Source organism: Shewanella sp. CG12_big_fil_rev_8_21_14_0_65_47_15 (assembly GCF_002783505.1).
Taxonomy (GTDB): domain Bacteria; phylum Pseudomonadota; class Gammaproteobacteria; order Enterobacterales; family Shewanellaceae; genus Shewanella.
In genome coordinates, this window is record NZ_PFGL01000033.1 from 45,866 (window position 1) to 66,491 (window position 20,626).

The window sequence follows — 20,626 nt, forward strand, 5'->3', positions numbered from 1 at the left end:
TAGCCATTCTACTCTGGATTAATCAAGTCACCAAATCTAAACAAGCGGTTGTACCAAAATGGCGCTAAATCCCGCCTGTAGGTTTTAACGAACTGTTCATTCTGCTGAAAAATCACACTAATTTGCCCCTCTTCCCCTGTTGTTAGATACATAATATTGCGTCGTTGATATCGCTCGATAACCGCGGGTTTAGGGAATCCATATCGATTAGCGAGCCCTGCTGGAAACAATACGAGTTCCGGTGCAACGGCATCAATAAAAGCATCGGTCGATGAGGTTTTACTGCCATGGTGTGGTGCGACTAGCACCTGATTCGCTAAGGGTGTCGACTGCATCTGTGCCTGTGTCACTAATCTTGCCTCCGTTTCCTTCTCGATATCGCCGGTCAATAATATGCTCTGCTGACCATCACCGATCCGCAGCACACAGGAACCATTATTCCCCGCGATGGCTGTGTCAGGTGACAGAACCGACAAGTTAAGCGATTGCCATCTTATTTTGTTAGGGCGACAAGCCTGCCCGCCCAAATTAGGCACATCGGTTATCCACTGAGCCTGCGGATAAGCTCGAGCGAGTACGGCAGCGCCTCCTGCATGGTCATTATCACTATGGCTAATAAAAATATAATCAATCTCTTCAATACCTTTGGCGCGCAAAAACGGCACAATCACCCGTTCGCTATAGCTAAAATCATCACCAAATGCAGCGCCAGTATCATAAATAAGTCCCCTACCATCCTTTTCCACCACAACGGCGAGTCCTTGGCCAACATCTAATAAATGCACTGTCCAAGAGGATGATTTAAGTGGCAACCATTTTAATAACATAATAAATATCAGTGGCATAAAGAAACATCCCATCACGCCATACCAGGGCCAGTATTTATGATGGTGAGGGATATAACGCCAAAGTATTCCCCCTAACAATGCAAAAAGCCCTATTGCCAAGGCGCTATCTGGCACAGCTTGCCAGTGGGCTGGCAAGCTGCCACTGATATCTAATAATTTGTCATAGGGCATTAACATCCAATCGCTTAGGCGCAATAACCCTATCCACGGGGCTCCCCAAAGCGTACTCAGCCACCAAAGCGCAAAGCCCGCCATGGCCAGTGGAATAACCACAAAACTAAACCAGGGCACGGCCAGCATATTCATCCATAAACTGTGGATGCTCATCCCCCCAAAAAGGATCGCTTGCACTAGCCCAAGACCGAGGCTCAGCCGCCACTGAATTGACCAGAACTGCCTTAAACCAGCCCCAAAACGTACTGCAAGATTGACATTCTCAGTCAAAGGCCGAGGTTTGGGTGCCGTTTCTAGGGTGTATAAAATAATCGCTAATGCGCAAAATGACAGCCAGAATCCAGCACTTAAACAAGATAATGGGTCAATCAACAACACCACAAATAAGGCAAATAATAGGCGCTCCCATGGGCTAGAAAAACGCTTTAATAGACTCAACAACATCAGCAGTAATATCATCACAAGTGCACGTTGAGTCGATACGCCAAACCCTGCTAGATAGGCATAAAAAATGGCCCCCACGCCCGAGAATACTAAGGTGAAGAACACATTTCGACGACTCGGATTGGGGGCGTAACGGGTGAGCGCAAACAAGGTGCACGCATAAATCCATGCGGTCACCACAGACAAATGCAAACCAGAGATAGCGACGAGGTGACCCGTCCCCGTTTGCCTAAGTGCTTGCCACCTCGTTTGGGAGATAAGCCGCTTATCGCCTAAAATAAGTGCTAACAGTATGTCACCCTGTGGCAATGTCGATAACTGCGGGCTTAGTTGTGTAATGAGCCGATTTCGTAATGAGGGGCGGGATTCGAGCAACTCAGCTTTTATAATTCTTCCTTTCCCGACGATATGCTGGCTAATCAATTGCTTTTGTTCGTTATATCCACCTTGATTTAAGACACTCGAGATGCTCTTAGGCGCCAAAGTAAATAGCCAAACCTGCCCGACTTCGACCTCTAGGGGCGCTTTCCAAGTCAACCTTAGCTTAGCCTGTGGCCCCAAGATTAAATTTGGTTTAATGATTGAGATATCCAAACTTAGCCAGTCGCTGTTTTGACTAACTAGTGATATGATTTCGCCCCTCACCTGAATAGGTTGTTGTAACACTGGAAGATCCTGCCTAGATAATCCTAAGCAAAAACCAGTTAGCCATACCATAGCAAAGAGTCCACCCGAATAGATGGGGGCTTTTTGATATAGGATTATGGCCCCAACGAAAAGATAGGGTAAATAACTGACTGGCGGCAGCGATGGCCACAACATCGCTGACAACAAGGTGGCACTAAAGCCAAAGATGAATCGATTCATAGTGAATTAAGTTAAGACAGCAATTTCAGCCTATGCCAAAAAAATTAATAAAAAGATTTATGCCAAAGCCTGAAACTTTGCGTGAGCATAAACACTTACGCATGTTCGGACAATTACTACACAATCCTAATCTGTGGGCACTGAACAGAAAATCAGCCCCAGGCGCCTTTGCTGTTGGTCTATTTGTGGCTTGGATACCTATGCCATTTCAAATGGTCGTTGCTGCTGCATTTGCTATTTTCTTTAACGTCAACATCCCCGTTTCGGTCGCTTTAGTATGGATCACGAATCCCTTAACTATGCCCGTGATGTTTTACGGCGCTTACTTATTAGGCGCAAAAATTCTCGGCCATGCCCCACAGGAATTTGCCTTTGAGGCAAGTTGGCAATGGATTGAAGCCTCGCTTACGACTATTGGCCCCGCCTTTTTATTAGGCTGTCTGGTGTTAGGTGTAATTTTTTCGGCGACGGGTTATTTATTGATCAGTAACTTTTGGAAGTACTCCATCATGTTTAAGTGGCAAAAACGTAAGAATAAATAATTCACTCGCTTACGCTAAGAATGTAGAGCCCAGACGATGCTTCTGGGCCTAAGTTGGCTTGACGTTAACACAGTATCAACTCCCCCCTAAATCCCGCCCTAAAATAGCTGTAATACCCAACCTGGTTAGTCAAGTACTCACTATGGGATATATACATTCATTTAATTTGCAGCTTAAAATATGGCAAGTTTATACCCTAAATTAAGCCATATTTTATGTTAAACATCGACGAACCCGCACACCTCCAACCTAAAATGGCCCTTTTTCGGCTAGGCTTTAGACCCTTCTTCCTCTTTGCCAGTGTATTTAGCGTGTTTGCATTGATTATCTGGGGGAGCTTTCTCGCTGGGATAAATGTATTACCTAGCACACTTAATCCGTTATGGTGGCATGGCCATGAAATGATCTTTGGTTTTGTGTGTGCCGTTGTCGCAGGTTTTTTGCTCACCGCAGTGCAAAACTGGACAGGTCGGCCAGGGCTAAAAGGCTTAGCCTTACTCGGACTCTTTTGTGTTTGGCTACTGCCACGGATTTTATTGTTCGCCCCCTTTGGAATACCATTTCCCCTGATAATGGTACTCGATTTACTCTTTTTACCCCTTACCGCCTTATTACTCGCCATTGCAGTTATCCAAGTGCGTCAATGGCGTAATTTTGTCTTTATTCCGATTTTAAGTCTGCTCACAATACTTAATGGGCTAAGTTATTACGGACTACTCACACAACAGTTTGAGTGGATCAACAATGGCTTATATGGCGCAATCCTGATGATCAGCGTTATCGTCGCCCTACTCGGTGGCCGCGTGATCCCCTTTTTCACTGAACGGGCAACCCAATGGCAGCGCCAAAGCTCACTTGCTTGGCTTGAGTGGTTAAGCTTTGCCAGTTTACTCACTTTAACGATAAGCCTCTTTTTACAACATGAACTCAGCATAAGAATGATTGCAGGGTTGGCGAGCCTAGTGCTCTTACTCCGTTGGAATCGCTGGGGATGGCGGGCAAGCTGGGGAGTGCCATTACTATGGTCGCTACACTTAAGCTATTTGTGCATTCCCATGGGACTGGCATTAATTGCCATAGGGTTACCACTCTCGGTAGGTATGCATGCCATCACGGTAGGCGGTCTAGGCGGTATGATATTAGCGATGATGTCACGGGTCTCCTTGGGCCATACTGGTCGACAACTTAAACCACCTCGTCCTGTGGTGTTCGGGTTTATTCTCATCTTATTAGCAACGCTCCTTAGAGTATTCGCTGGGATACTCACCCAATGGTCAAGTGAGCTACTGCTAGGGGCAATTAGTGGCTGGATCTTAGCCTTTAGCTGTTTCTGCTACTGTTATGGCCCAATGCTCTGCCAACCAAGGGCGGATGGACGCCCAGGTTAAGCTTGCCTTCTTTTCTGTGACCAATTCATATCTTGTGAATTGAGTCACAGAGAATTCCCGCACTTTTCCCTACTAACGTATTTTTACTGTTACTATTTATAAAAATATTTAGTAGGGAGTTGCTATGCCATTTTATCGCCAATACGGTGCCAAAGGGCTAAAAGCCGTAGAACATTTGGTATTAATCATTATTGCCATTGCCACCGTCGTCGCCATCGGACAAGAAATTGTTCACATTTTCTCAGTCGGAGCTGTCGCACTCGCTGACTTGCTATTGTTATTTATTTATCTCGAAGTCTTAGCCATGGTGGCTAACTATGCAGAGTCAGGCAAACTCCCTGTACGTATGCCTCTCTATATTGCTATTGTCGCCTTAGCCCGTTATCTGATCTTAGACATGAAAAGCATGGATGATTGGCGCATTGCGGCGATTTCGATTTCAACCTTGATCTTAGCGGGAACAGTGATCGTCATCCGTTGGGGCCAATTAAAAATGCCTTATCCTAAAAATCAAGAATACGACAATTAATCAGCCACCTGAGTTGGTGCTATTGAAGGATCATTCACTGGCACCTGCAGTCCTCGTTTTAAAACTACTATCAAAGACCTAGCTTTCACATTGGTATTCTGTGAAAAAGCAATTATGCTAGTTTTACTGGGATCAATTATTTACGGGGCAATCGAGTTATGGGTCACCATCCTACTGGTTTTGAAGAAAAACGCACGTCACTGCGAGTGGATATGGAAGCGGAACGTGTCCTCCTGCATTGGAGCGATCAACAGGGAGTCGAACACACAGATGAAGGCGTTTGTATCGATTTAGCCAGAAGAGGGATTTTATTCGACTATAAAAAACCTTTCGCGCTGGGTGAATTAATCGAAGTCACTTTTAATCCCAACACCTCCCAGCAAAATACCGTCAAGGGCCAAGTATGCCGTTGCTCGCAATGCCACGAGCAAAGCTACCATATCGCCATGCAATTGCTTTAATTTAACTTAAGCTACGCAGGGTAAGCCGGGCTGTTCTACACTGAATTAATTGAAAGATCCACGCAGGGGACGTCACTATGATTTTGTTGGTAGGTGGTGAGAAAGGAGGAAGTGGCAAGAGTTGTCTCGCGCAAAACCTCGCGGTTTATATTAAGCAAAAATTCGATGCAAACGTCCTTATGGTCGATTGTGATCCACAGCGGACCACATCCGATTGGATCCAAGCCCGAAACAATGATCCTAGTTTACCCGCCATCAACTGTATTCAGCTCTATGGTAAAATTCGCAATGACTTACTGAGCCTAAATGAACGTTTCGAGTATGTCATTGTTGACTGTGGTGGCCAGGATAACCTCGCAATGCGTGCCGCAATGTCAGTAGCAACTTATGTGGTGATCCCACTTAGGCCTAAGAGGCGAGATCTTAAAACCCTGCCCCATATGGAGGATATGCTAAGTACCTGTAAAATGGTCAATCCTAAAATGGTGGCTACCATAGTGTTGACGCAATGCCCTGCTCTGCCAACACAGTTTAAGCGTATTTTAGAGGCAAAAGACGTAGTGCAATCCTTTGGGCTAAGGGTGCTCAACTCAGTGACCTTTTGCCGTAACATTTATGATGACAGTGAGGAAAAAGGCTCTTCGGTCATCGAAATTGAGCCGGATGGTAAAGCCGCTGATGAAATTCGCGCCATAGTGGATGAGCTATTCACTTTACCACCAGAAAATAGCTATGAGCTTAACTGATCTTAAACGCAAGAAACCCAAACAAATCATCACGCCAGTTTCTGTCGATGATTTTATTGAGGATGCCAATAACTACGCCTTAGGTAAGGCGAGTCTTTTAGCTGCACCACCAACAAATGTCCAACGGGGTTTAGATAAAAAGTCGGCCAAAATTTACCGGCACGCCACTTTTACGCTGACAGAAACCAGTATCTCCCAACTCGATATACTGTCAAAGGACACTAAAATAGCTAAGTCTCGCTTATTGCGGATTTTAATTGAGGAGTTCAGCCAACGCACTGCCGCCGAACAACACAGAATCGTCCATAAAGATGAGGATGAGCGTTAATCAGCAGCAATTATCTTCCTTTAAACTTATTTAGTGCTCTCAATGATGGCACTGCCGTCCAGCAACGAATGTCATTCCCAGCTCAGTTTCTTGAAGTTTCTCTTTACTCGTGAGTAAACTTAGCAACTCAATTGCAGTGAGATTTTCAGCACTACAAGTATGGTAACGCGCAGTATTGCCAAATTGCCGCGCCATAAGAGTGATCAATTCATGCTTTAAAATGGGGCTTCCTTGAGCTACCATCAGCGCCATAACGTCATGACCGTGAACAGAGTCGGACATGTGTCCTCCAAAAGATGCAATTAAGATTGCTCTTTATAGCCGAACTGTTGAATTTGAACCCTGATCTCGCGCACATACTGTTCATTTGATTTGCTGCGTCGACCTCTGTGACGAAAATGTGAGCCTCTATGTCCCTGATCCTCTTACTCACCCAGCAGATGTCACTGTACTTAGTGATTGTTTACTTAGTCAGTAAAACACCGCTTTTTAAGCTATTTGCTGAAACCTCACCCCGCTTACCCCACAAAATTTTTATCTATTTCATTTTTTCCAGCTTCTGCATTATGGCAACCTACTTTGGCGAGCAAACCTCAGGTGCGATTGCCAATACCCGCGCCATGGGGGCGGTATTGGGAGGATTACTCGGCGGTCCAGTGACCGGATTGTTAGTCGGAGTGACAGGGGGATTACATCGCTACAGTATGGGTGGCTTTACCGATGTCGCCTGCGCCATATCGACAACACTGGAAGGCCTTTCGGCGGGGATGATCAGTTTTTATCTACGCAGAGCGGGCAAGAGCGAACTTATCTACAACCCACTGCTGGTGTGTTTAGTCACCTTCTACGCTGAGATGATGCAAATGAGCATTATCCTGTTGATTGCACGCCCATTTGACGATGCATGGGAACTTGTTCGTCAAATTGCGCCGCCGATGTTACTCGTTAATTCTATTGGTGCGGCGCTGTTTATGAGCATGATCCGCGATCAAAAGACGATGTTCGATAAACTCTCCTCCAGCTTTTCGACTAAAGCCCTCAAAATTGCCGAACGTAGTGTGGGTTTACTCTCTAAAGGTTTTAATGAGGAAAGCAGCAGCAAGGTGGCGCAAATTGTGATTGAAGAAACCAATGTGGGCGCTGTGGCTATTACGGATAGGGAAAAACTCTTAGCTTTTATTGGGATCGGCGCCGATCACCATATCCCAGGCACGCCTATTTCATCAAAAATCACCCTCGAGGCCATTAATCAAAATAAGGTGATGTTTGCCGATGGCGTCGAAACACCCTATGCCTGCTCAATTTCGAACCAATGCAAACTCGGCTCGAGTCTAGTGATCCCCTTGCGTAGTGACACTGAGGTCATAGGCACCATTAAATTGTATGAACCTAAAAATAAGCTGTTCTTGAATATTAATCGCACCTTAGGTGAAGGTATCGCACGCTTGCTATCTAACCAAATTCTGTATGGGCGCTTCGAACAACAGCAAAACTTACTCACACAAGCGGAGTTAAAACTGCTGCAAGCCCAAGTCAACCCGCACTTTTTATTTAATGCGCTCAATACTATCAGTGCAATTATCAAACGCGATCCTGATATGTCCAAACAGCTATTACAGCAGTTGTCACAATTTTTACGGATAAACCTAAAGCGCACTACGGGTCTAGTCACTCTCGGGGATGAGCTAGATCACATCGCCTCCTATCTCACCATTGAGAAGGCCCGTTTTATTGATAAATTACAAGTTAACATTGCCATACCTGAGTCACTCTACCATTGCAAAGTGCCCGCATTTACCCTGCAACCCATCATAGAGAATGCCGTCAAACACGGCACATCACATATGATAGAGCAAGGGCAGATCAAAGTAACAGGCAAGCTAGATGACAATATTTTAGCGTTAGATGTCACTGATAATGCAGGTTTATATCAGCCAGTCTCGGGTTCTGAAGGACTTGGAATGAACTTAGTCCATAAACGGATCCAAAACCTATTTGGCGAACAATATGGCATCACAGTAGAATGCGAGCCGGACGAATATACTAAAGTCACCATTCGCCTACCCATAGAACCAACGGAAACAAACACGTGATCACTTGTTTAATTGTGGATGATGAGCTGTTTGCTCGTGAGGAACTCGCCGACCTCCTCGGTCAAGAAGCCGATATTGACATTATCGGCCAATGCGCTAATGCCATCGAGGCATTGCAAACCATTGCTAAGGAAAAGCCCCAACTGGTTTTCCTCGACATTCAAATGCCGCGGATCTCGGGGATGGAATTAATTGCCATGCTCGATCCCGATACCTTACCTAAAATCGTGTTTGTCACCGCCTATGACGAGTTTGCCGTGAAGGCCTTCGATAGCCATGCCTTCGATTATTTACTCAAACCCATAGATGCCGACAGACTCAACCAAACCCTTAAGCGTGTTCGCAAAGATCTTACACCACAGGCTGTCAATGCCATCGCACCATCCAGTCTCGAGCATTTGCCCTGCTACAGCGGAAGCAAGTTAAAAGTCATTCCCATCCAAGATGTGGAATATGTGTTTAGTGATTTAAGCGGTATCCATGTCGCCTGCACTAAGGGAAAAGTCCACACCCAACTCACTCTAAAAGTGCTAGAGGAAAAGACGCCACTGGTACGCTGTCATCGCCAATATCTTATCTCACCTAAAGCCATCGCCGAGATTGAGCTACTCGATACTGGCGCCGAAGTCACCACCTTACTCGGAGATAAAGTGCCCGTATCACGCCGTTATCTTAAGAGCCTTAAGCAATTGTTTGGTTTTCAATAGCTATTTGAACCGTTTAACCGCACCAGAGCACAGCTTAGGGCGATGCATACATACGTATGTAACCGCTCACGCCATCCTATTGCCGCTGACGCTGCATTATCGACCTCTTAACCAAATCCCCCGGTTTTAGGTAAACAACTTGTTTACACTCTGTTTAACTCAAATGGGGAGATAACAAATATGATGTGGTTCCTACTCTGTGTCGGTCTTTTGATCGGCGGCTATTTTATCTATGGCGCCTTTGTCGAAAAAGTCTTCGGCATTAACGCTAAACGTCAAACACCGGCTTACAGCCAAACGGACGGCGTCGACTACGTGCCAATGTCCAAGGGTAAAGTCTATCTAATCCAATTGCTTAACATCGCTGGTGTGGGTCCAATCTTTGGTCCTATCCTCGGTGCTCTCTATGGTCCTGCAGCTATGCTGTGGATTGTGATCGGTTGTATTTTTGCAGGTGCGGTTCACGATTATTTCTCGGGAATGTTATCCGTTCGTAACGGTGGCCAATCCGTGCCTAACCTCGCAGGTAAATACCTAGGTAAGAGTGCAAAACATTTTATGAATGTGTTTGCAATCATATTGTTACTGCTTGTAGGTGTGGTGTTTATTTCGGCGCCAGCGGGCCTGCTTGGCAAACTCACAGGCTGGGATGTCAGCATTTTTGTGGGTATTATCTTCGTTTATTATCTGATCGCGACTGTGGTACCTGTCGATAAGATTATCGGTCGACTCTATCCATTTTTTGGCGCCCTACTGTTCTTTATGTCCTTCGGTCTTGCCTTCGCCATTATTCTGTCGAGCGAGCATACCTTACTACCCAATGTACAAGCTGGCGATTTCTTCCAGAATTTAAATCCAAATGATATGCCACTTTGGCCTGCATTATTTATCACCATCGCTTGTGGTGCCGTTTCAGGCTTCCATGCAACTCAGTCCCCCTTAATGGCGCGTTGTGTTGAAAATGAAACGAATGGCCGTTTTGTGTTCTTCGGTGCCATGATTGGTGAGGGCATTATCGCGCTACTTTGGTGTGCTATTGCATTGTCATACTTCGGTGGAGTTGAAGGTTTAAGTGCTGGTATGTCAGGCAACCCTGCCAACGTCGTATATGAGGCTTCTACTGGCCTGTTAGGCGCTGTCGGTGGCTTTATGGCTATCTTAGGTGTGATTATCCTGCCCATTACTTCAGGTGATACTGCCTTCCGCTCAGCCCGTCTGATTTTGGCTGAATTCTTTAAAATGCCACAGGTGGCCTTACCTAAACGCTTAATGCTTGCGCTACCTTTGTTTGTGATTGGTGGTCTGCTGACTCAAGTCGATTTTGGGGTGATCTGGCGCTATTTCGGTGTAGCGAACCAAGCGACTGCAGTACTGATGCTGTGGACGGCTTCAGCCTACCTGCTACGTCATAATAAACTGCATTGGATTTGTACTATTCCAGCGATGTTTATGACCACAGTCGTCATCACCTTCTTACTCAACTCTGCAACCTTAGGTGCGGGTTTACCTATGACCTTATCTACCGTTGCAGGGGTAATTTCTACCTTAGTGATTACAGGGCTTTTAATTGTCAAAACCAAAGGTAAAGGCGAAGTCGATAGCGACGCTGAATTACCCGACGAAGCGTAAACGTCTAACAGTCTTAGACTGAGCAAATGGTCCCAAACAGGCACTTTCAATAGTGCCTGTTTTTTTATGACCATAAATAGGCTCTAACTTCAGCCACTAAACTGCTATAATCCCGCCATAGCTCACTGCAATATGTAAAATATGACTCAAGCCAATAATCCGCTGCATGGTATTAAATTAGAAACCATTATCACTGACCTCGTTGAGCGTTATGGCTGGGAAGAATTGGGCGAACGGATCAAAATCCGTTGTTTTACCCATGATCCTAGCATTAAATCGAGCCTGCGCTTCCTAAGAAAAACCGACTGGGCAAGGGAAAAAGTGGAATATTTATACTTAAAAGCCAATAAACTTCCCCTCCCCCAAAGATCAGAGGCGAGAGCTTCATCCCCCCACAGGAGTAAGACGACTCCCCTTAAAAACATTGCTTCAAATACAGCGGTTAATACCCAGACGCCCAAAGCGCAGGAATCGACGACCACTGATGGCAATGTCAACAGCCATATTTGGGGAACGCGGGACTAACGCCCCTCACACTGCCCTGTAAACAGCGAAGGGCTGTGTTCCCATAATAACGCAACCTGACGGTAGCCAATTGCCGACAATTTATGTGGAAATCGGCTTTAGTTTTTTAGATCGCCGCCGATATAGGTAAGATTCTATATATCACGCGTTAGTATTAGTGAAAGGGGTATCCGATGAACATTAATGGATTAAACATCGCGGCCAATAGTACGGCATTTAAATCCGTCTCAAGCGCTTTTATCGCCCCCACTCAAACTGCAACCTCACCAGATAATGCTGATCCTCAAAGCGAAGATACTCAAACAAATGTGTCAATATCCGATGCAGGGCGCGCAGCTTTAGCAACGGAAGTGGGCGCAGCATTGAGAAGCAGTAACGCGGAGAAAAAACAACAAGCCGAAAGTACCGATGCTGAAGAGCCCACATCCCTCATAGACGAACAAATCAAACGTATAAAAGAGCAAATCAAGGCACTCCAAGAAATGCTCACTAAACTCGAAGGCGATAACTCGAAGACGGCAGAGCAGCAACGTAAGTTGATCCAAGAACAGATCATGCTGCTCAGTAATCAAATAGCGGTGTTAATGGATAAAAAAATGCGCGATGCCCAAGAGTCGGCGGGATAGTGCCATAGCCATTCCTTGAAATTGATCCTTAGCTTCGCTGGAGCAGATGACTGGATGGGGTATGCTAAATGCTAAATAGGAAAACTAAACACCAATCGCCAGATATTTAACCCGTCACCAGTACGATAACTGAGCCCTATACGGTCAACCCCGAGTAAATCGCCACCCAAGGGTTTTGAGAACGCGAGCGTAGCACCCACTTCATAGCTGCCAGAGACTAAAGTATCTTCCTCGGCATTACTGCTAAAGTTCAGCTCATTAAAATACCAATAACCTATGGCAAAAATCCTCGGTTGGACCTGTATATTCCACCATTGCCAGCGCGGTGAGAGTCCAATATCGACGCCACTTTGCAACACCGCAAATTGATCCGTTAATGTACCAATCCGCTCACTGTAGCCCGCAAAGTGTAAGCGAGACACCCAAACACTCTCTTCACCCGCAAACGTAAAATCGTACAGACTACTCACGCCAGAGGCGAAGATCGCCACATTATCATTGGTATCGAAGTTAGTGCCGAACCCGAGGTCAAAATAGGCTTCCATGCGGGTATTCTCACTCCCCTGCCAATGATGCTCCACACCGGGTGTCACCGTCATAGTGCCCACCGAAGAAGGTAATTCTCCTTCGGTTAAGTCCCTGGCTAAGTAGTCAAAAAAACCGAAGGATAAAGGAATACGCAGCCAAGTCCGGCTGTCTTTCTCTTTTTGTAAATCAAAGGTTAAAGGGATACTGACAACGGTCGCATTCTGTTCTGCGGCGCGATAAACCCCAGTGCCGAGGTAGCTGCCAAAGGCATAAGCGGAATTGGGATTGTTCTTAGCATCGATGGGAGAATCAACGGATATTACTGCCAAAGGATCCGTCGATGATTGGCTCGATGTGAGGGGGGCAGCAGAAACATCCTGTGCCCACGTAACCATAGAAGCAATACCGCCGATACACAGCGTAGGCACAGATAAAACCGTGAATAATAGTCGACTGAAAAAATAGCTCAATTTGTTCTAACAGTCCTGATGTGCAGCACTTAAACGGTAGACTTTTCAGCTTAGAGGCGACTCATCTTCGTCCATAAAATGGTGTTCAGACATCATATGCCCAAGCTCGGTAGACTTAGTTTTTAAATAAGCTTCATTATAGCGATTTTTACCGACCTGTAATGGAACTCGCTCAACCACTTCAATGCCAAGATCCTTCATCGCTTTGACTTTACGAGGATTATTAGTCATCAAACGCACATGCTTCACACCGATCTGTTCAAGCATAGGCTTAATCATATCGTATTTGCGCATGTCCGCAGGGAAACCTAACTGTTCGTTGGCTTCGACCGTATTAGCCCCTTTATCCTGCAACTCGTAGGCGCGGATCTTATTTAATAAACCAATACCTCGCCCCTCTTGGCGCAGATACAGAATAAAACCACTGCCCGTTTCGGCAATATTTTGCATCGCGGTCTGTAACTGAAAACCACAGTCACAACGCAGGCTAAATAGGGCATCACCGGTTAAACATTCTGAATGGATACGGCCTAATACCGGCTCATCCGCACTGAGAGTTCCAAACGTGAGTGCAACATGCTCTTTGCCAGTTTCTGTATCTTCAAAACCATGCATGGCAAACACACCCCAAGGAGTGGGTAACTTTGACGTCGCGACATATTTTATCGACATGACTTAACCTTAACGACAACTCTCATTCCATGAGACGAGGGAACATCCATAAAAACAAAACCGTAATTAGGCACTTAGCCAATAAAGCGCCCTATTCTAAAGCGTTTTACACCATCAAGAAAACTGTTGTGATTGAATCAACTCCAACTAGAATGCTTGGTACTCAATCGCAATATTGACGCATCCCAGCGGCTTTTAGTCTATTTGGGGCCGCAAACACAGCATCGATATACGAAGCTATGCTGCCAAGCCCTTAATGCTCAGCTGCGCCGAGTAAACCTTGATTCAGGTTAAAACTTTGCAGGTGCGTAACCTGTCACTTCAGTCAGTCCCATTTCACGCCCCAAAGCCGTCATGGGGTGAACCACGACTAAACCTTTAACTGACTTTTTCAGTTGGCCCATATCGGCTTGCTCGGCTTTCGTCAACGCACGGTGAAAGGGCAAATGTTGGATATCGGCCCCCTGCTTATTTAACAGGCGCGTCTGCTGACCCTTCACACTGCTAATTTGCTTAGTGACCGCGGCGATTTCGCGTTTAAACTGGGCAACAATTGCATCATCGCCCCTTTGCTCTGCCGCAGCAAGTTTACGACGAAATTTATCTAATTTATCGTTTAGCTGCTGCAGCTCTTGCTTTAAATTCATTCTCTTACCTTAATTTACCTAAGTTAGCCACAGTAATATCTTTGCCTGTTAGTGCTAGCATCTGTGTCAAGGTTTGGGATTATAACAGCAAGTTGTCGATCCTCGTTACCGCTTTTATAACAAACGTATTTTCTGATTACTGCTACCACGGAAAGCCAAACTTGGGTCCGCTAAGCTTTGCTCGAATTTTCCATCCACCAGCACATCGATATATTCAAGTACGGCTTTTTGTAACTCGGTCAGCTCATCAAGTACGTAACCCGTCCACAGCCAGATATCTTTATCGGGGCAGGCTATTTTTACTCGCTTAACCAGCGCTAAAATGGTCTCGACATTTGCTGGCAGTAGAGGATCGCCGCCAGAGAGTGACAAACCACGGCGCACAATGCGTGTATCCTTAAGATCGGCAATAATTCTATCTTCCATTGCTTGATCAAACAGATGCCCAGAGCGCACATCCCAAGTGCTTTGATTATAGCAACCACGGCACTGGTGCTCACAACCCGAGACAAACAAGGTTGCACGAGTTCCGGGGCCGTTGACCACATCGATGGGATAATATTGGTGATAATTCATAATGTCAGTTCCCGATGAACCGCCCGATCCTAAGTCGGCTAAAACATGCGGCGCAGCAAGGTGTACCCGCTGCGCCTCAAGCTCAGTGTACTAGATGAAATGAGCCAAAAGTGTTACAAATGCTTGATCCTGCGCTTCACTTCCTCTTGCTTACCCTGGTTAAAGGGTCTTGCATCGGGACTGCCTAAATAACCGCAGACGCGACGGGTCACCGACACTCGACTCGGTTCGTGGTTACCACATTTAGGACAGGTAAAGCCTTTACTCGTACAACTAAACTCCCCCGTAAAACCACAATCATAGCATTCATCTATCGGCGTATTTGTGCCGTAATAAGGCACGCGGCTATAGCTGTAATCCCAGACGTTTTCCAGCGCTTCGAGGTTATGCTGCATATTGGGATATTCGCCATAGCAAATAAAGCCGCCGTTAGCGATGGCGGGATAAGGTTGTTCAAAATCAATCTTATCAAAGGGGTTTACATGCTTTTCGACGTCCAAATGGAAGCTGTTGGTGTAATATCCCTTATCCGTGACGCCGGCGACGACACCAAATTGTTTCGCATCGAGTTTACAGAAACGACTACACAGGCTCTCACTTGGCGTGCTGTATAAGCTAAACCCATATCCTGTTTCGGCCTTCCACTCCTCTGTTGCCGCTTTTAAATGGGCCACGATTGCCACGGCTTTGTCACGTAGTGCTGCATTATCAAATACGTGGTGTTCTGTGCCATAGAGTGCATTCATGGTTTCATGCAATCCTATATAGCCTAATGAGATAGACGCGCGGCCATTTTTAAAGATTTGAGAGACATCATCATCGGCGCGCAAGCGCACACCACAGGCGCCTTCCATATAGAGGATTGGTGCCACACGGGCTTTAACGCCGTTCAAACGTTCAATACGGGTATCCAGAGCCCTGCGGGCAAGGGCTAAACGATCATCGAGGATGCGGTAAAATTCGACTTCACTCCCCTCGGCCTCTAGGGCAATGCGTGGCAGGTTAAGGCTCACCACCCCGAGGTTATTGCGCCCTTCATGCACGAGTTCGCCATTTTCCTCATAGGTGCCTAAAAAGCTACGGCATCCCATGGGCGTTTTAAATGAGCCAGTGACCTTTTCAACCTGCTCGTAGTTTAAAATGTCGGGATACATCCGCATGCTCGCGCATTTCAAGGCCATTTGTTTGACATCGTAGTTGCAATCGCCCGCCTTATGGTTAATGCCATCTCGAATGGCAAACACCAATTTGGGGAAGACCGCGGTTTTACGATTTTTTCCTAGGCCGGCCATGCGCACCTTGAGCATGGATTGCTGGATCAGGCGTGACTCCCACGAAGTACCTAAACCAAAACCAAAGGTGACGAAGGGTGTTTGACCATTGGCAGTGTGTAAGGTATTGACCTCATACTCGAGTGACTGGAAGGCATCGTGGCATTCTTTCTCGGTTTGCGCCGTGGCAAAGGCTTTGGCATCTTTAATCTGCCAGTTCAATGCAACTTGATAGTGTTTGTCATAGCTCTTTGCCACGAAGGGCGCTAATACTTCATCGATTCGATTGATGGTTGTTCCGCCATAGATATGGCTGGCCACTTGGGCGATGATCTGTGCGGTGACAGCGGTTGCCGTTGAGATCGACTTGGGTGTTTCTATCTCGGCATTACCCATTTTAAAACCGTGGGTTAGCATACCAGCCAGATCAATCAGCATGCAGTTAAACATAGGGAAGAATGGCGAATAATCTAAATCGTGGTAGTGGATTTCCCCTGCTTCATGGGCGGCCACGACATCCTTTGGCAAAATATGGCTCTTGGCATAATGTTTAGCCACAATCCCCGCGAGTAAATCCCGCTGGGTCGGGATAACTTTCGAGTCTTTATTGGCATTTTCATTTAACAGCGCGGCATTGCTCTGCTCAACCAGACCACGAATTTCTAAATTCAGTTTACTGGTGGCTTCGCGGCAAATATCCCTATCATGGCGATACTCAATATACACCCGAGCCAATGACTTATAGGGTCCCTCCATCAGCAGATTTTCAACGGCATCTTGCAAATGGTGAATATCGACTTCGGCTAAAGATGCCACCCGTTGACTGACGCAAGCGGCCACTGTGGCGGCATAGTCGGCATCCTCTATCCCAACTGAGTTTGCAGCGGCGATAACCGCATCTCTTATCCTTGTCTCATCAAAAGGCGTGCGGCAACCATCCCGCTTAATCACGACTGGCATTGTTCAGTTCCTCTCCATCTCGACTAAAATTAACACTATATATAGTGATTAAATAATCAGTAAGCACAATATATAGAGCATTAGGCGATATCGGTATTGAAACTTCCATGATCCAGATCATGATTTAGAAAATGGAATAAAAGAACAAAGAAGAACTGCAGCAAAGCCCTATGATCTGCAAGTAGAGCCTTGACCTGAGTGAAAAAGCAGGCTAGTTAACGCTTTGCCAAGGCTAAATAACTACTCAACTGCCCAAGGGCCGACTGCTGAGATCCCATAGACGAGGCCACTTGCATGGTGGATTTAAGTCCCTGCCACTGCTGCTTTTGCGTGTCAGTCATGGGAGGATTTGAGTTGATATAATCCGTTAATTGCCCAAACACTTTGGCCGCTTTTTGGGCTAAAAGAGGGGACTGAGCATCACCCATATTCGTTAGTACATGCTTAGCATCGACTAAGGTGTTGATCAATGGGTTGTTAGGAGACGTTTCACTCAGTGACTTAAGCTCATCATCTATGAAGTTTTGCAGAGATTGAGTGCTCGTCTTATCTGTAGTAAGTGGGTTAATCCCATTTTGCGATAAACGTTCGACCTGCCTCTCCGAGAGGATACCATCCTTCTGTAAACGAGAGACTAACGCAGGAATATCCGCGACACTGAATTGACCGTTGGCAAAAAAATCCTTCGACATCGCTTGGATTTTTTGTGCCCGCTGCGCCCGTGATGACAGTGCAATCGCATCGGTCCCAGTAGATTCCGTCTGAGTCGAGCCTTTCTGGGATGACGTCTTCTCGGTGCTAGGATCCGCCTTGGCCATGCTCGCTTTTTGGCTATTGAGGCCGTAGGCATCGGCAATGCTGCTGTTGCTGCGATTAAGATTTGAGGTATTTAAAATAGAACTCATGTCAAATATTCGGCGTCTAAAACTGCGTGACGTTTTAAAGCAAAAAATAAGCCAATTATTTGAAAACTCAAATCCTTGAGTTCAAGCAACACAGTTCCAGCCCATCCACATACATCAGTCCTTCCATATCGCAGCCTCAATCAAATGAGCCACTTTCGCAACGGCGGCTTCACCTGCAGCAATCGCCTCATCGGCACGGTGAAACTCCATAGTGCCAATATTAGCCACCTCAGGCACAATACAAATATCCGGTGGATCGCCCATTAAACGGGCCCGTTTATGCCTTTGCTCTAAAATGCCCATGGACTGGGACATCACGGCGATCATGCCTGGATTGGATTTAGTCCCTAGGGAAAATTTATCGGTCAAACTGCTGACATATTCACGGCCACGGGCAAATAAATCCATAAAACCCGTTTCTTGTCTAGGGGATAAATCAGATTCTTCAGTTACCTTTTGGCTGATCATATTGACAGGCAATACTTGCAATCGCCCCGAATGATATCCGTTTAAATCGACAGCAATAACGATATCCACTCCCATAGCACGGCTAACAGACACAGGAACAGGATTCACTACTGCGCCATCAACTAACCAGCGATCTCCCTGACGCACTGGCGCTAAAATTCCCGGCATAGAACAAGACGCCCTGACAGCTTGACGCAAATCACCGTGGCGGAACCAAATCTCTTGGCCAGAATACAAATCCGTAGCGACCGCCGCAAAAGGTCGATTAAGTTGTTCGATCATCACGTCTCCGATGCGAGACTGCAGCACATCAAACACTTTCTCGCCGCCAATCAATCCCCCCTTACGCCAACGAATGTCCATTAAACCAAGAACATCCCAGCTAGAAAAACTACGTACCCACTCTTCAAGTTCAGGCAAATGATCGTGGGCATAGGCCGCCCCGACTAGAGCACCAACGGAACAACCCGCCACTTTATCGGGCTTAATGCCCATCGCAGCCAACCCATTTAACACCCCTATATGTGCCCAACCCTTTGCAGCGCCACTGCCTAAGGCGATACCAATCGTTGGTGCAGCTCCCTTGACCATAAAATGTTCCCCCTTAATAGACTCGGTCACAGAATAACCTAAAATCTCAACATTTCGACTATAGAGAGTGAAATAGATGGAATTAAGTGGTTGTAACATCAATGTAAATAAATACTGAAACCTAACATTATCTGTCCTATTTTTGACAGCAACTTGGCACTAATGCCGAGATAATTACCGATGTGGATAGCTGAGAACAGCCGTTTAAGGCTATAATCTGCCCTTACTAAGATTTAGGGGATATACCTTTGCAATTTACCGATTTTTCTCTGGACCAGCGTCTGTTACAAAGCTTAAAGCATATGGGGATCACTGCCCCCACCGCCATCCAGGAACAAGCACTGCCTATCGCATTGGCAGGTAAAGATTTAATGGCGTCATCAAAAACAGGCTCGGGTAAAACCCTCGCGTTTTTGTTGCCAGCATTGCAAAGAGTCATATCTACCCGTGCACTGACCAAACGCGATCCTAGAGTATTGATTTTATTACCAACCCGCGAGCTAGCCCACCAGGTTTATAGCCAACTTCGTTTGCTCGTTGCCAATACTCAATACAAAGCCATTAGCGTTCTGGGGGGGGAAAACTTTAACGATCAAGCTAAAGCGCTCGCCAAAGAACCACACTTTATCGTGGCAACACCGGGCCGGATTGCAGATCATTTAGAACAAAAGCATTTATTCCTCAATGGACTAGAACTGCTCATCCTCGATGAAGCCGACCGTATGCTGGATTTAGGTTTTGCCCCGCAACTGAAAGCCATCAACGAAGCTGCGGATCATAAACGCCGTCAAACCTTAATGTTCTCGGCAACGTTAGATCACAGTGAAATCAATGATATCGCTGCAACTTTGTTGAAAAATCCTGCCCATATAGCCATAGGCGCCGCCCATAGTGAGCATAACGATATTCATCAGCGTATTTTCCTCTGTGATCACTTAGATCATAAAGAAGCCCTATTAACGCGTTTGCTGCAAGATGAGCAGCATAAACAAGTCATTATCTTTACTGCGACGCGTCCTGATACCGAGCGATTAGCGGCAAAGCTCTCGGCTCAAGGGTTTGCAACGGCTGCGCTCAGTGGCGAGTTAAAGCAAACAGCCCGCAATCAGATCATGGATCAATTTGCCCGTGGGCTGCAGCAAGTTTTAGTCACTACCGATGTGGCATCCCGAGGATTGGACTTGCTTAACGTGTCATTAGTCATTAACTTCGACATGCCAAAGTTTGCTGAAGAATACGTTCATCGTATTGGTCGCACCGGTCGTGCTGGAGCCAAAGGCGATGCGATATCACTCGTAGGGCCAAAGGATTGGGATAACTTCAAGAAAGTCCAAGTTTTTCTCAGAAAAACATTTGAAATCAGTGTTATTCCTGGATTAGAAGCAAAATTTAGCGGCCTTAAAGATAAGTCCAAACAGGCACCCGCGAAGCGAATCGCTAAAGCAACCCCAGCAAAAGGCAACGTCAAGGTTAAAGCGGCTAAAGCCGCACCATCACGTGATAAACGCTTTATTACTGGCGTCGATGTAGGCGATGCGCCAATGCGTAGAAAGCCCGCGGCCCCCTTGCTACAAGACAATGATACTGAAGAAGTTTAATTTTTAAATTGGCGTTGATGGTAACTGAGTACT

The 20,626-nt window shown here is 46.2% G+C and carries 21 protein-coding genes; 12 read left to right on the top strand and 9 right to left on the bottom strand.

Annotated features, from left to right (window positions below; genetic code table 11):
• Positions 1–8 precede the first annotated feature (8 nt).
• Positions 9–2,333, bottom strand: a complete 2,325-nt coding sequence (locus tag COW15_RS09180; protein ID WP_293632082.1) for a DNA internalization-related competence protein ComEC/Rec2 — start codon at positions 2,331–2,333, stop codon at positions 9–11.
• 32 nt (positions 2,334–2,365) lie between these two features.
• Between COW15_RS09180 and COW15_RS09185 the strand changes: the two genes are divergently transcribed.
• The 6 genes from COW15_RS09185 (at position 2,366) to COW15_RS09210 (ending at position 6,327) form a co-directional block, all read left to right on the top strand.
• Positions 2,366–2,875, top strand: coding sequence for a DUF2062 domain-containing protein (locus tag COW15_RS09185; RefSeq protein WP_293632084.1), 510 nt, complete (start codon positions 2,366–2,368; stop codon positions 2,873–2,875).
• A gap of 215 nt (positions 2,876–3,090) precedes the next feature.
• Entirely contained in the window at positions 3,091–4,263 is a 1,173-nt protein-coding gene (locus COW15_RS09190; protein WP_293632086.1) for an NnrS family protein, read from the top strand.
• A 124-nt stretch (positions 4,264–4,387) separates the two neighbouring features.
• Entirely contained in the window at positions 4,388–4,792 is a 405-nt protein-coding gene (locus COW15_RS09195) for a phosphate-starvation-inducible PsiE family protein (RefSeq protein WP_007647335.1), read from the top strand.
• Between the two features lie 158 nt (positions 4,793–4,950).
• Complete coding sequence (locus COW15_RS09200) at positions 4,951–5,253, top strand: PilZ domain-containing protein (RefSeq protein WP_293632092.1); 303 nt, start codon at positions 4,951–4,953, stop codon at positions 5,251–5,253.
• A gap of 77 nt (positions 5,254–5,330) precedes the next feature.
• Positions 5,331–5,999 carry an AAA family ATPase gene (locus tag COW15_RS09205; protein WP_007647331.1) on the top strand — a complete coding sequence of 223 codons (669 nt, stop codon included), beginning with the start codon at positions 5,331–5,333 and terminating at the stop codon, positions 5,997–5,999.
• Positions 5,986–6,327, top strand: a complete 342-nt coding sequence (locus tag COW15_RS09210) for a replication protein RepA (protein ID WP_293632094.1) — start codon at positions 5,986–5,988, stop codon at positions 6,325–6,327. The genes COW15_RS09205 and COW15_RS09210 overlap by 14 nt, the downstream gene beginning before the upstream one ends.
• A 39-nt stretch (positions 6,328–6,366) precedes the next feature.
• Here the strand turns inward: COW15_RS09210 and COW15_RS09215 are convergent, their stop codons facing one another.
• The gene (locus COW15_RS09215; protein ID WP_293632095.1) at positions 6,367–6,609 is read right to left on the bottom strand and encodes a YecH family metal-binding protein; all 243 of its coding nucleotides are present in this window, start codon (positions 6,607–6,609) and stop codon (positions 6,367–6,369) included.
• Positions 6,610–6,737: 128 nt separating this feature from the next.
• Here COW15_RS09215 and COW15_RS09220 point away from each other — a divergent pair, with 128 nt between their 5' ends.
• The 5 genes from COW15_RS09220 to COW15_RS09240 all read left to right on the top strand — a co-directional run bounded on the left by COW15_RS09220 (position 6,738) and on the right by COW15_RS09240 (position 11,907).
• Positions 6,738–8,420 (top strand): sensor histidine kinase, encoded by a 1,683-nt coding sequence (locus COW15_RS09220; RefSeq protein ID WP_293632097.1) that lies wholly within the window; start codon positions 6,738–6,740, stop codon positions 8,418–8,420.
• Positions 8,417–9,127 carry a two-component system response regulator BtsR gene (gene btsR, locus COW15_RS09225; RefSeq protein WP_293632099.1) on the top strand — a complete coding sequence of 237 codons (711 nt, stop codon included), beginning with the start codon at positions 8,417–8,419 and terminating at the stop codon, positions 9,125–9,127. The genes COW15_RS09220 and btsR overlap by 4 nt, the downstream gene beginning before the upstream one ends.
• Before the next feature lie 180 nt (positions 9,128–9,307).
• Positions 9,308–10,756: a carbon starvation protein A gene (locus COW15_RS09230; protein ID WP_293632101.1), complete on the top strand. Its 1,449-nt coding sequence runs from the start codon at positions 9,308–9,310 to the stop codon at positions 10,754–10,756.
• A 141-nt stretch (positions 10,757–10,897) separates the two neighbouring features.
• Entirely contained in the window at positions 10,898–11,281 is a 384-nt protein-coding gene (locus COW15_RS09235) for a VF530 family protein (RefSeq protein ID WP_293632103.1), read from the top strand.
• A 173-nt stretch (positions 11,282–11,454) separates the two neighbouring features.
• A complete protein-coding gene (locus COW15_RS09240; RefSeq protein ID WP_293632105.1) occupies positions 11,455–11,907 on the top strand; it encodes a FlxA-like family protein in 453 nt (150 codons plus the stop codon).
• Positions 11,908–11,978: 71 nt separating this feature from the next.
• Here COW15_RS09240 and COW15_RS09245 read toward each other — a convergent pair whose 3' ends face one another.
• From COW15_RS09245 to rssA, 7 genes are all read right to left on the bottom strand, one after another.
• On the bottom strand, positions 11,979–12,755 hold the full coding sequence (locus COW15_RS09245) for a hypothetical protein (RefSeq protein ID WP_293632155.1): 777 nt from the start codon (positions 12,753–12,755) through the stop codon (positions 11,979–11,981).
• A gap of 195 nt (positions 12,756–12,950) precedes the next feature.
• Complete coding sequence (gene ribA, locus COW15_RS09250; protein ID WP_253988301.1) at positions 12,951–13,577, bottom strand: GTP cyclohydrolase II; 627 nt, start codon at positions 13,575–13,577, stop codon at positions 12,951–12,953.
• Between the two features lie 290 nt (positions 13,578–13,867).
• A complete protein-coding gene (locus COW15_RS09255) occupies positions 13,868–14,224 on the bottom strand; it encodes a YibL family ribosome-associated protein (RefSeq protein WP_293632107.1) in 357 nt (118 codons plus the stop codon).
• A gap of 114 nt (positions 14,225–14,338) precedes the next feature.
• Positions 14,339–14,800 (bottom strand): anaerobic ribonucleoside-triphosphate reductase-activating protein, encoded by a 462-nt coding sequence (nrdG, locus tag COW15_RS09260; protein ID WP_293632109.1) that lies wholly within the window; start codon positions 14,798–14,800, stop codon positions 14,339–14,341.
• A gap of 113 nt (positions 14,801–14,913) precedes the next feature.
• Positions 14,914–17,031: an anaerobic ribonucleoside-triphosphate reductase gene (gene nrdD, locus COW15_RS09265; protein ID WP_293632111.1), complete on the bottom strand. Its 2,118-nt coding sequence runs from the start codon at positions 17,029–17,031 to the stop codon at positions 14,914–14,916.
• A gap of 215 nt (positions 17,032–17,246) precedes the next feature.
• Complete coding sequence (locus tag COW15_RS09270; RefSeq protein ID WP_293632113.1) at positions 17,247–17,936, bottom strand: hypothetical protein; 690 nt, start codon at positions 17,934–17,936, stop codon at positions 17,247–17,249.
• 114 nt (positions 17,937–18,050) lie between these two features.
• Positions 18,051–18,995, bottom strand: coding sequence for a patatin-like phospholipase RssA (gene rssA / locus COW15_RS09275; protein ID WP_293632156.1), 945 nt, complete (start codon positions 18,993–18,995; stop codon positions 18,051–18,053).
• Between the two features lie 248 nt (positions 18,996–19,243).
• On the opposite strand from rssA, the gene COW15_RS09280 reads away from it, so the two are divergent.
• Positions 19,244–20,593 (top strand): DEAD/DEAH box helicase, encoded by a 1,350-nt coding sequence (locus COW15_RS09280; protein WP_293632114.1) that lies wholly within the window; start codon positions 19,244–19,246, stop codon positions 20,591–20,593.
• Positions 20,594–20,626: the final 33 nt, after the last annotated feature.

What these genes read in the sequence shown, in the direction of transcription:
- COW15_RS09220 (WP_293632097.1), top strand. Translation starts at nt 6,738, where the DNA reads ATGTCCCTGATCCTCTTACTCACCCAGCAGATGTCACTGTACTTAGTG.
- COW15_RS09195 (WP_007647335.1), top strand. Translation starts at nt 4,388, where the DNA reads ATGCCATTTTATCGCCAATACGGTGCCAAAGGGCTAAAAGCCGTAGAA.
- COW15_RS09230 (WP_293632101.1), top strand. Translation starts at nt 9,308, where the DNA reads ATGATGTGGTTCCTACTCTGTGTCGGTCTTTTGATCGGCGGCTATTTT.
- COW15_RS09210 (WP_293632094.1), top strand. Translation starts at nt 5,986, where the DNA reads ATGAGCTTAACTGATCTTAAACGCAAGAAACCCAAACAAATCATCACG.
- COW15_RS09270 (WP_293632113.1), bottom strand. Translation starts at nt 17,936, where the DNA reads ATGAGTTCTATTTTAAATACCTCAAATCTTAATCGCAGCAACAGCAGC.
- COW15_RS09235 (WP_293632103.1), top strand. Translation starts at nt 10,898, where the DNA reads ATGACTCAAGCCAATAATCCGCTGCATGGTATTAAATTAGAAACCATT.
- COW15_RS09240 (WP_293632105.1), top strand. Translation starts at nt 11,455, where the DNA reads ATGAACATTAATGGATTAAACATCGCGGCCAATAGTACGGCATTTAAA.
- COW15_RS09185 (WP_293632084.1), top strand. Translation starts at nt 2,366, where the DNA reads ATGCCAAAAAAATTAATAAAAAGATTTATGCCAAAGCCTGAAACTTTG.
- COW15_RS09200 (WP_293632092.1), top strand. Translation starts at nt 4,951, where the DNA reads ATGGGTCACCATCCTACTGGTTTTGAAGAAAAACGCACGTCACTGCGA.
- nrdG (WP_293632109.1), bottom strand. Translation starts at nt 14,800, where the DNA reads ATGAATTATCACCAATATTATCCCATCGATGTGGTCAACGGCCCCGGA.
- COW15_RS09215 (WP_293632095.1), bottom strand. Translation starts at nt 6,609, where the DNA reads ATGTCCGACTCTGTTCACGGTCATGACGTTATGGCGCTGATGGTAGCT.
- rssA (WP_293632156.1), bottom strand. Translation starts at nt 18,995, where the DNA reads ATGGTCAAGGGAGCTGCACCAACGATTGGTATCGCCTTAGGCAGTGGC.
- ribA (WP_253988301.1), bottom strand. Translation starts at nt 13,577, where the DNA reads ATGTCGATAAAATATGTCGCGACGTCAAAGTTACCCACTCCTTGGGGT.
- COW15_RS09180 (WP_293632082.1), bottom strand. Translation starts at nt 2,333, where the DNA reads ATGAATCGATTCATCTTTGGCTTTAGTGCCACCTTGTTGTCAGCGATG.
- COW15_RS09255 (WP_293632107.1), bottom strand. Translation starts at nt 14,224, where the DNA reads ATGAATTTAAAGCAAGAGCTGCAGCAGCTAAACGATAAATTAGATAAA.
- COW15_RS09205 (WP_007647331.1), top strand. Translation starts at nt 5,331, where the DNA reads ATGATTTTGTTGGTAGGTGGTGAGAAAGGAGGAAGTGGCAAGAGTTGT.
- COW15_RS09190 (WP_293632086.1), top strand. Translation starts at nt 3,091, where the DNA reads ATGTTAAACATCGACGAACCCGCACACCTCCAACCTAAAATGGCCCTT.
- nrdD (WP_293632111.1), bottom strand. Translation starts at nt 17,031, where the DNA reads ATGCCAGTCGTGATTAAGCGGGATGGTTGCCGCACGCCTTTTGATGAG.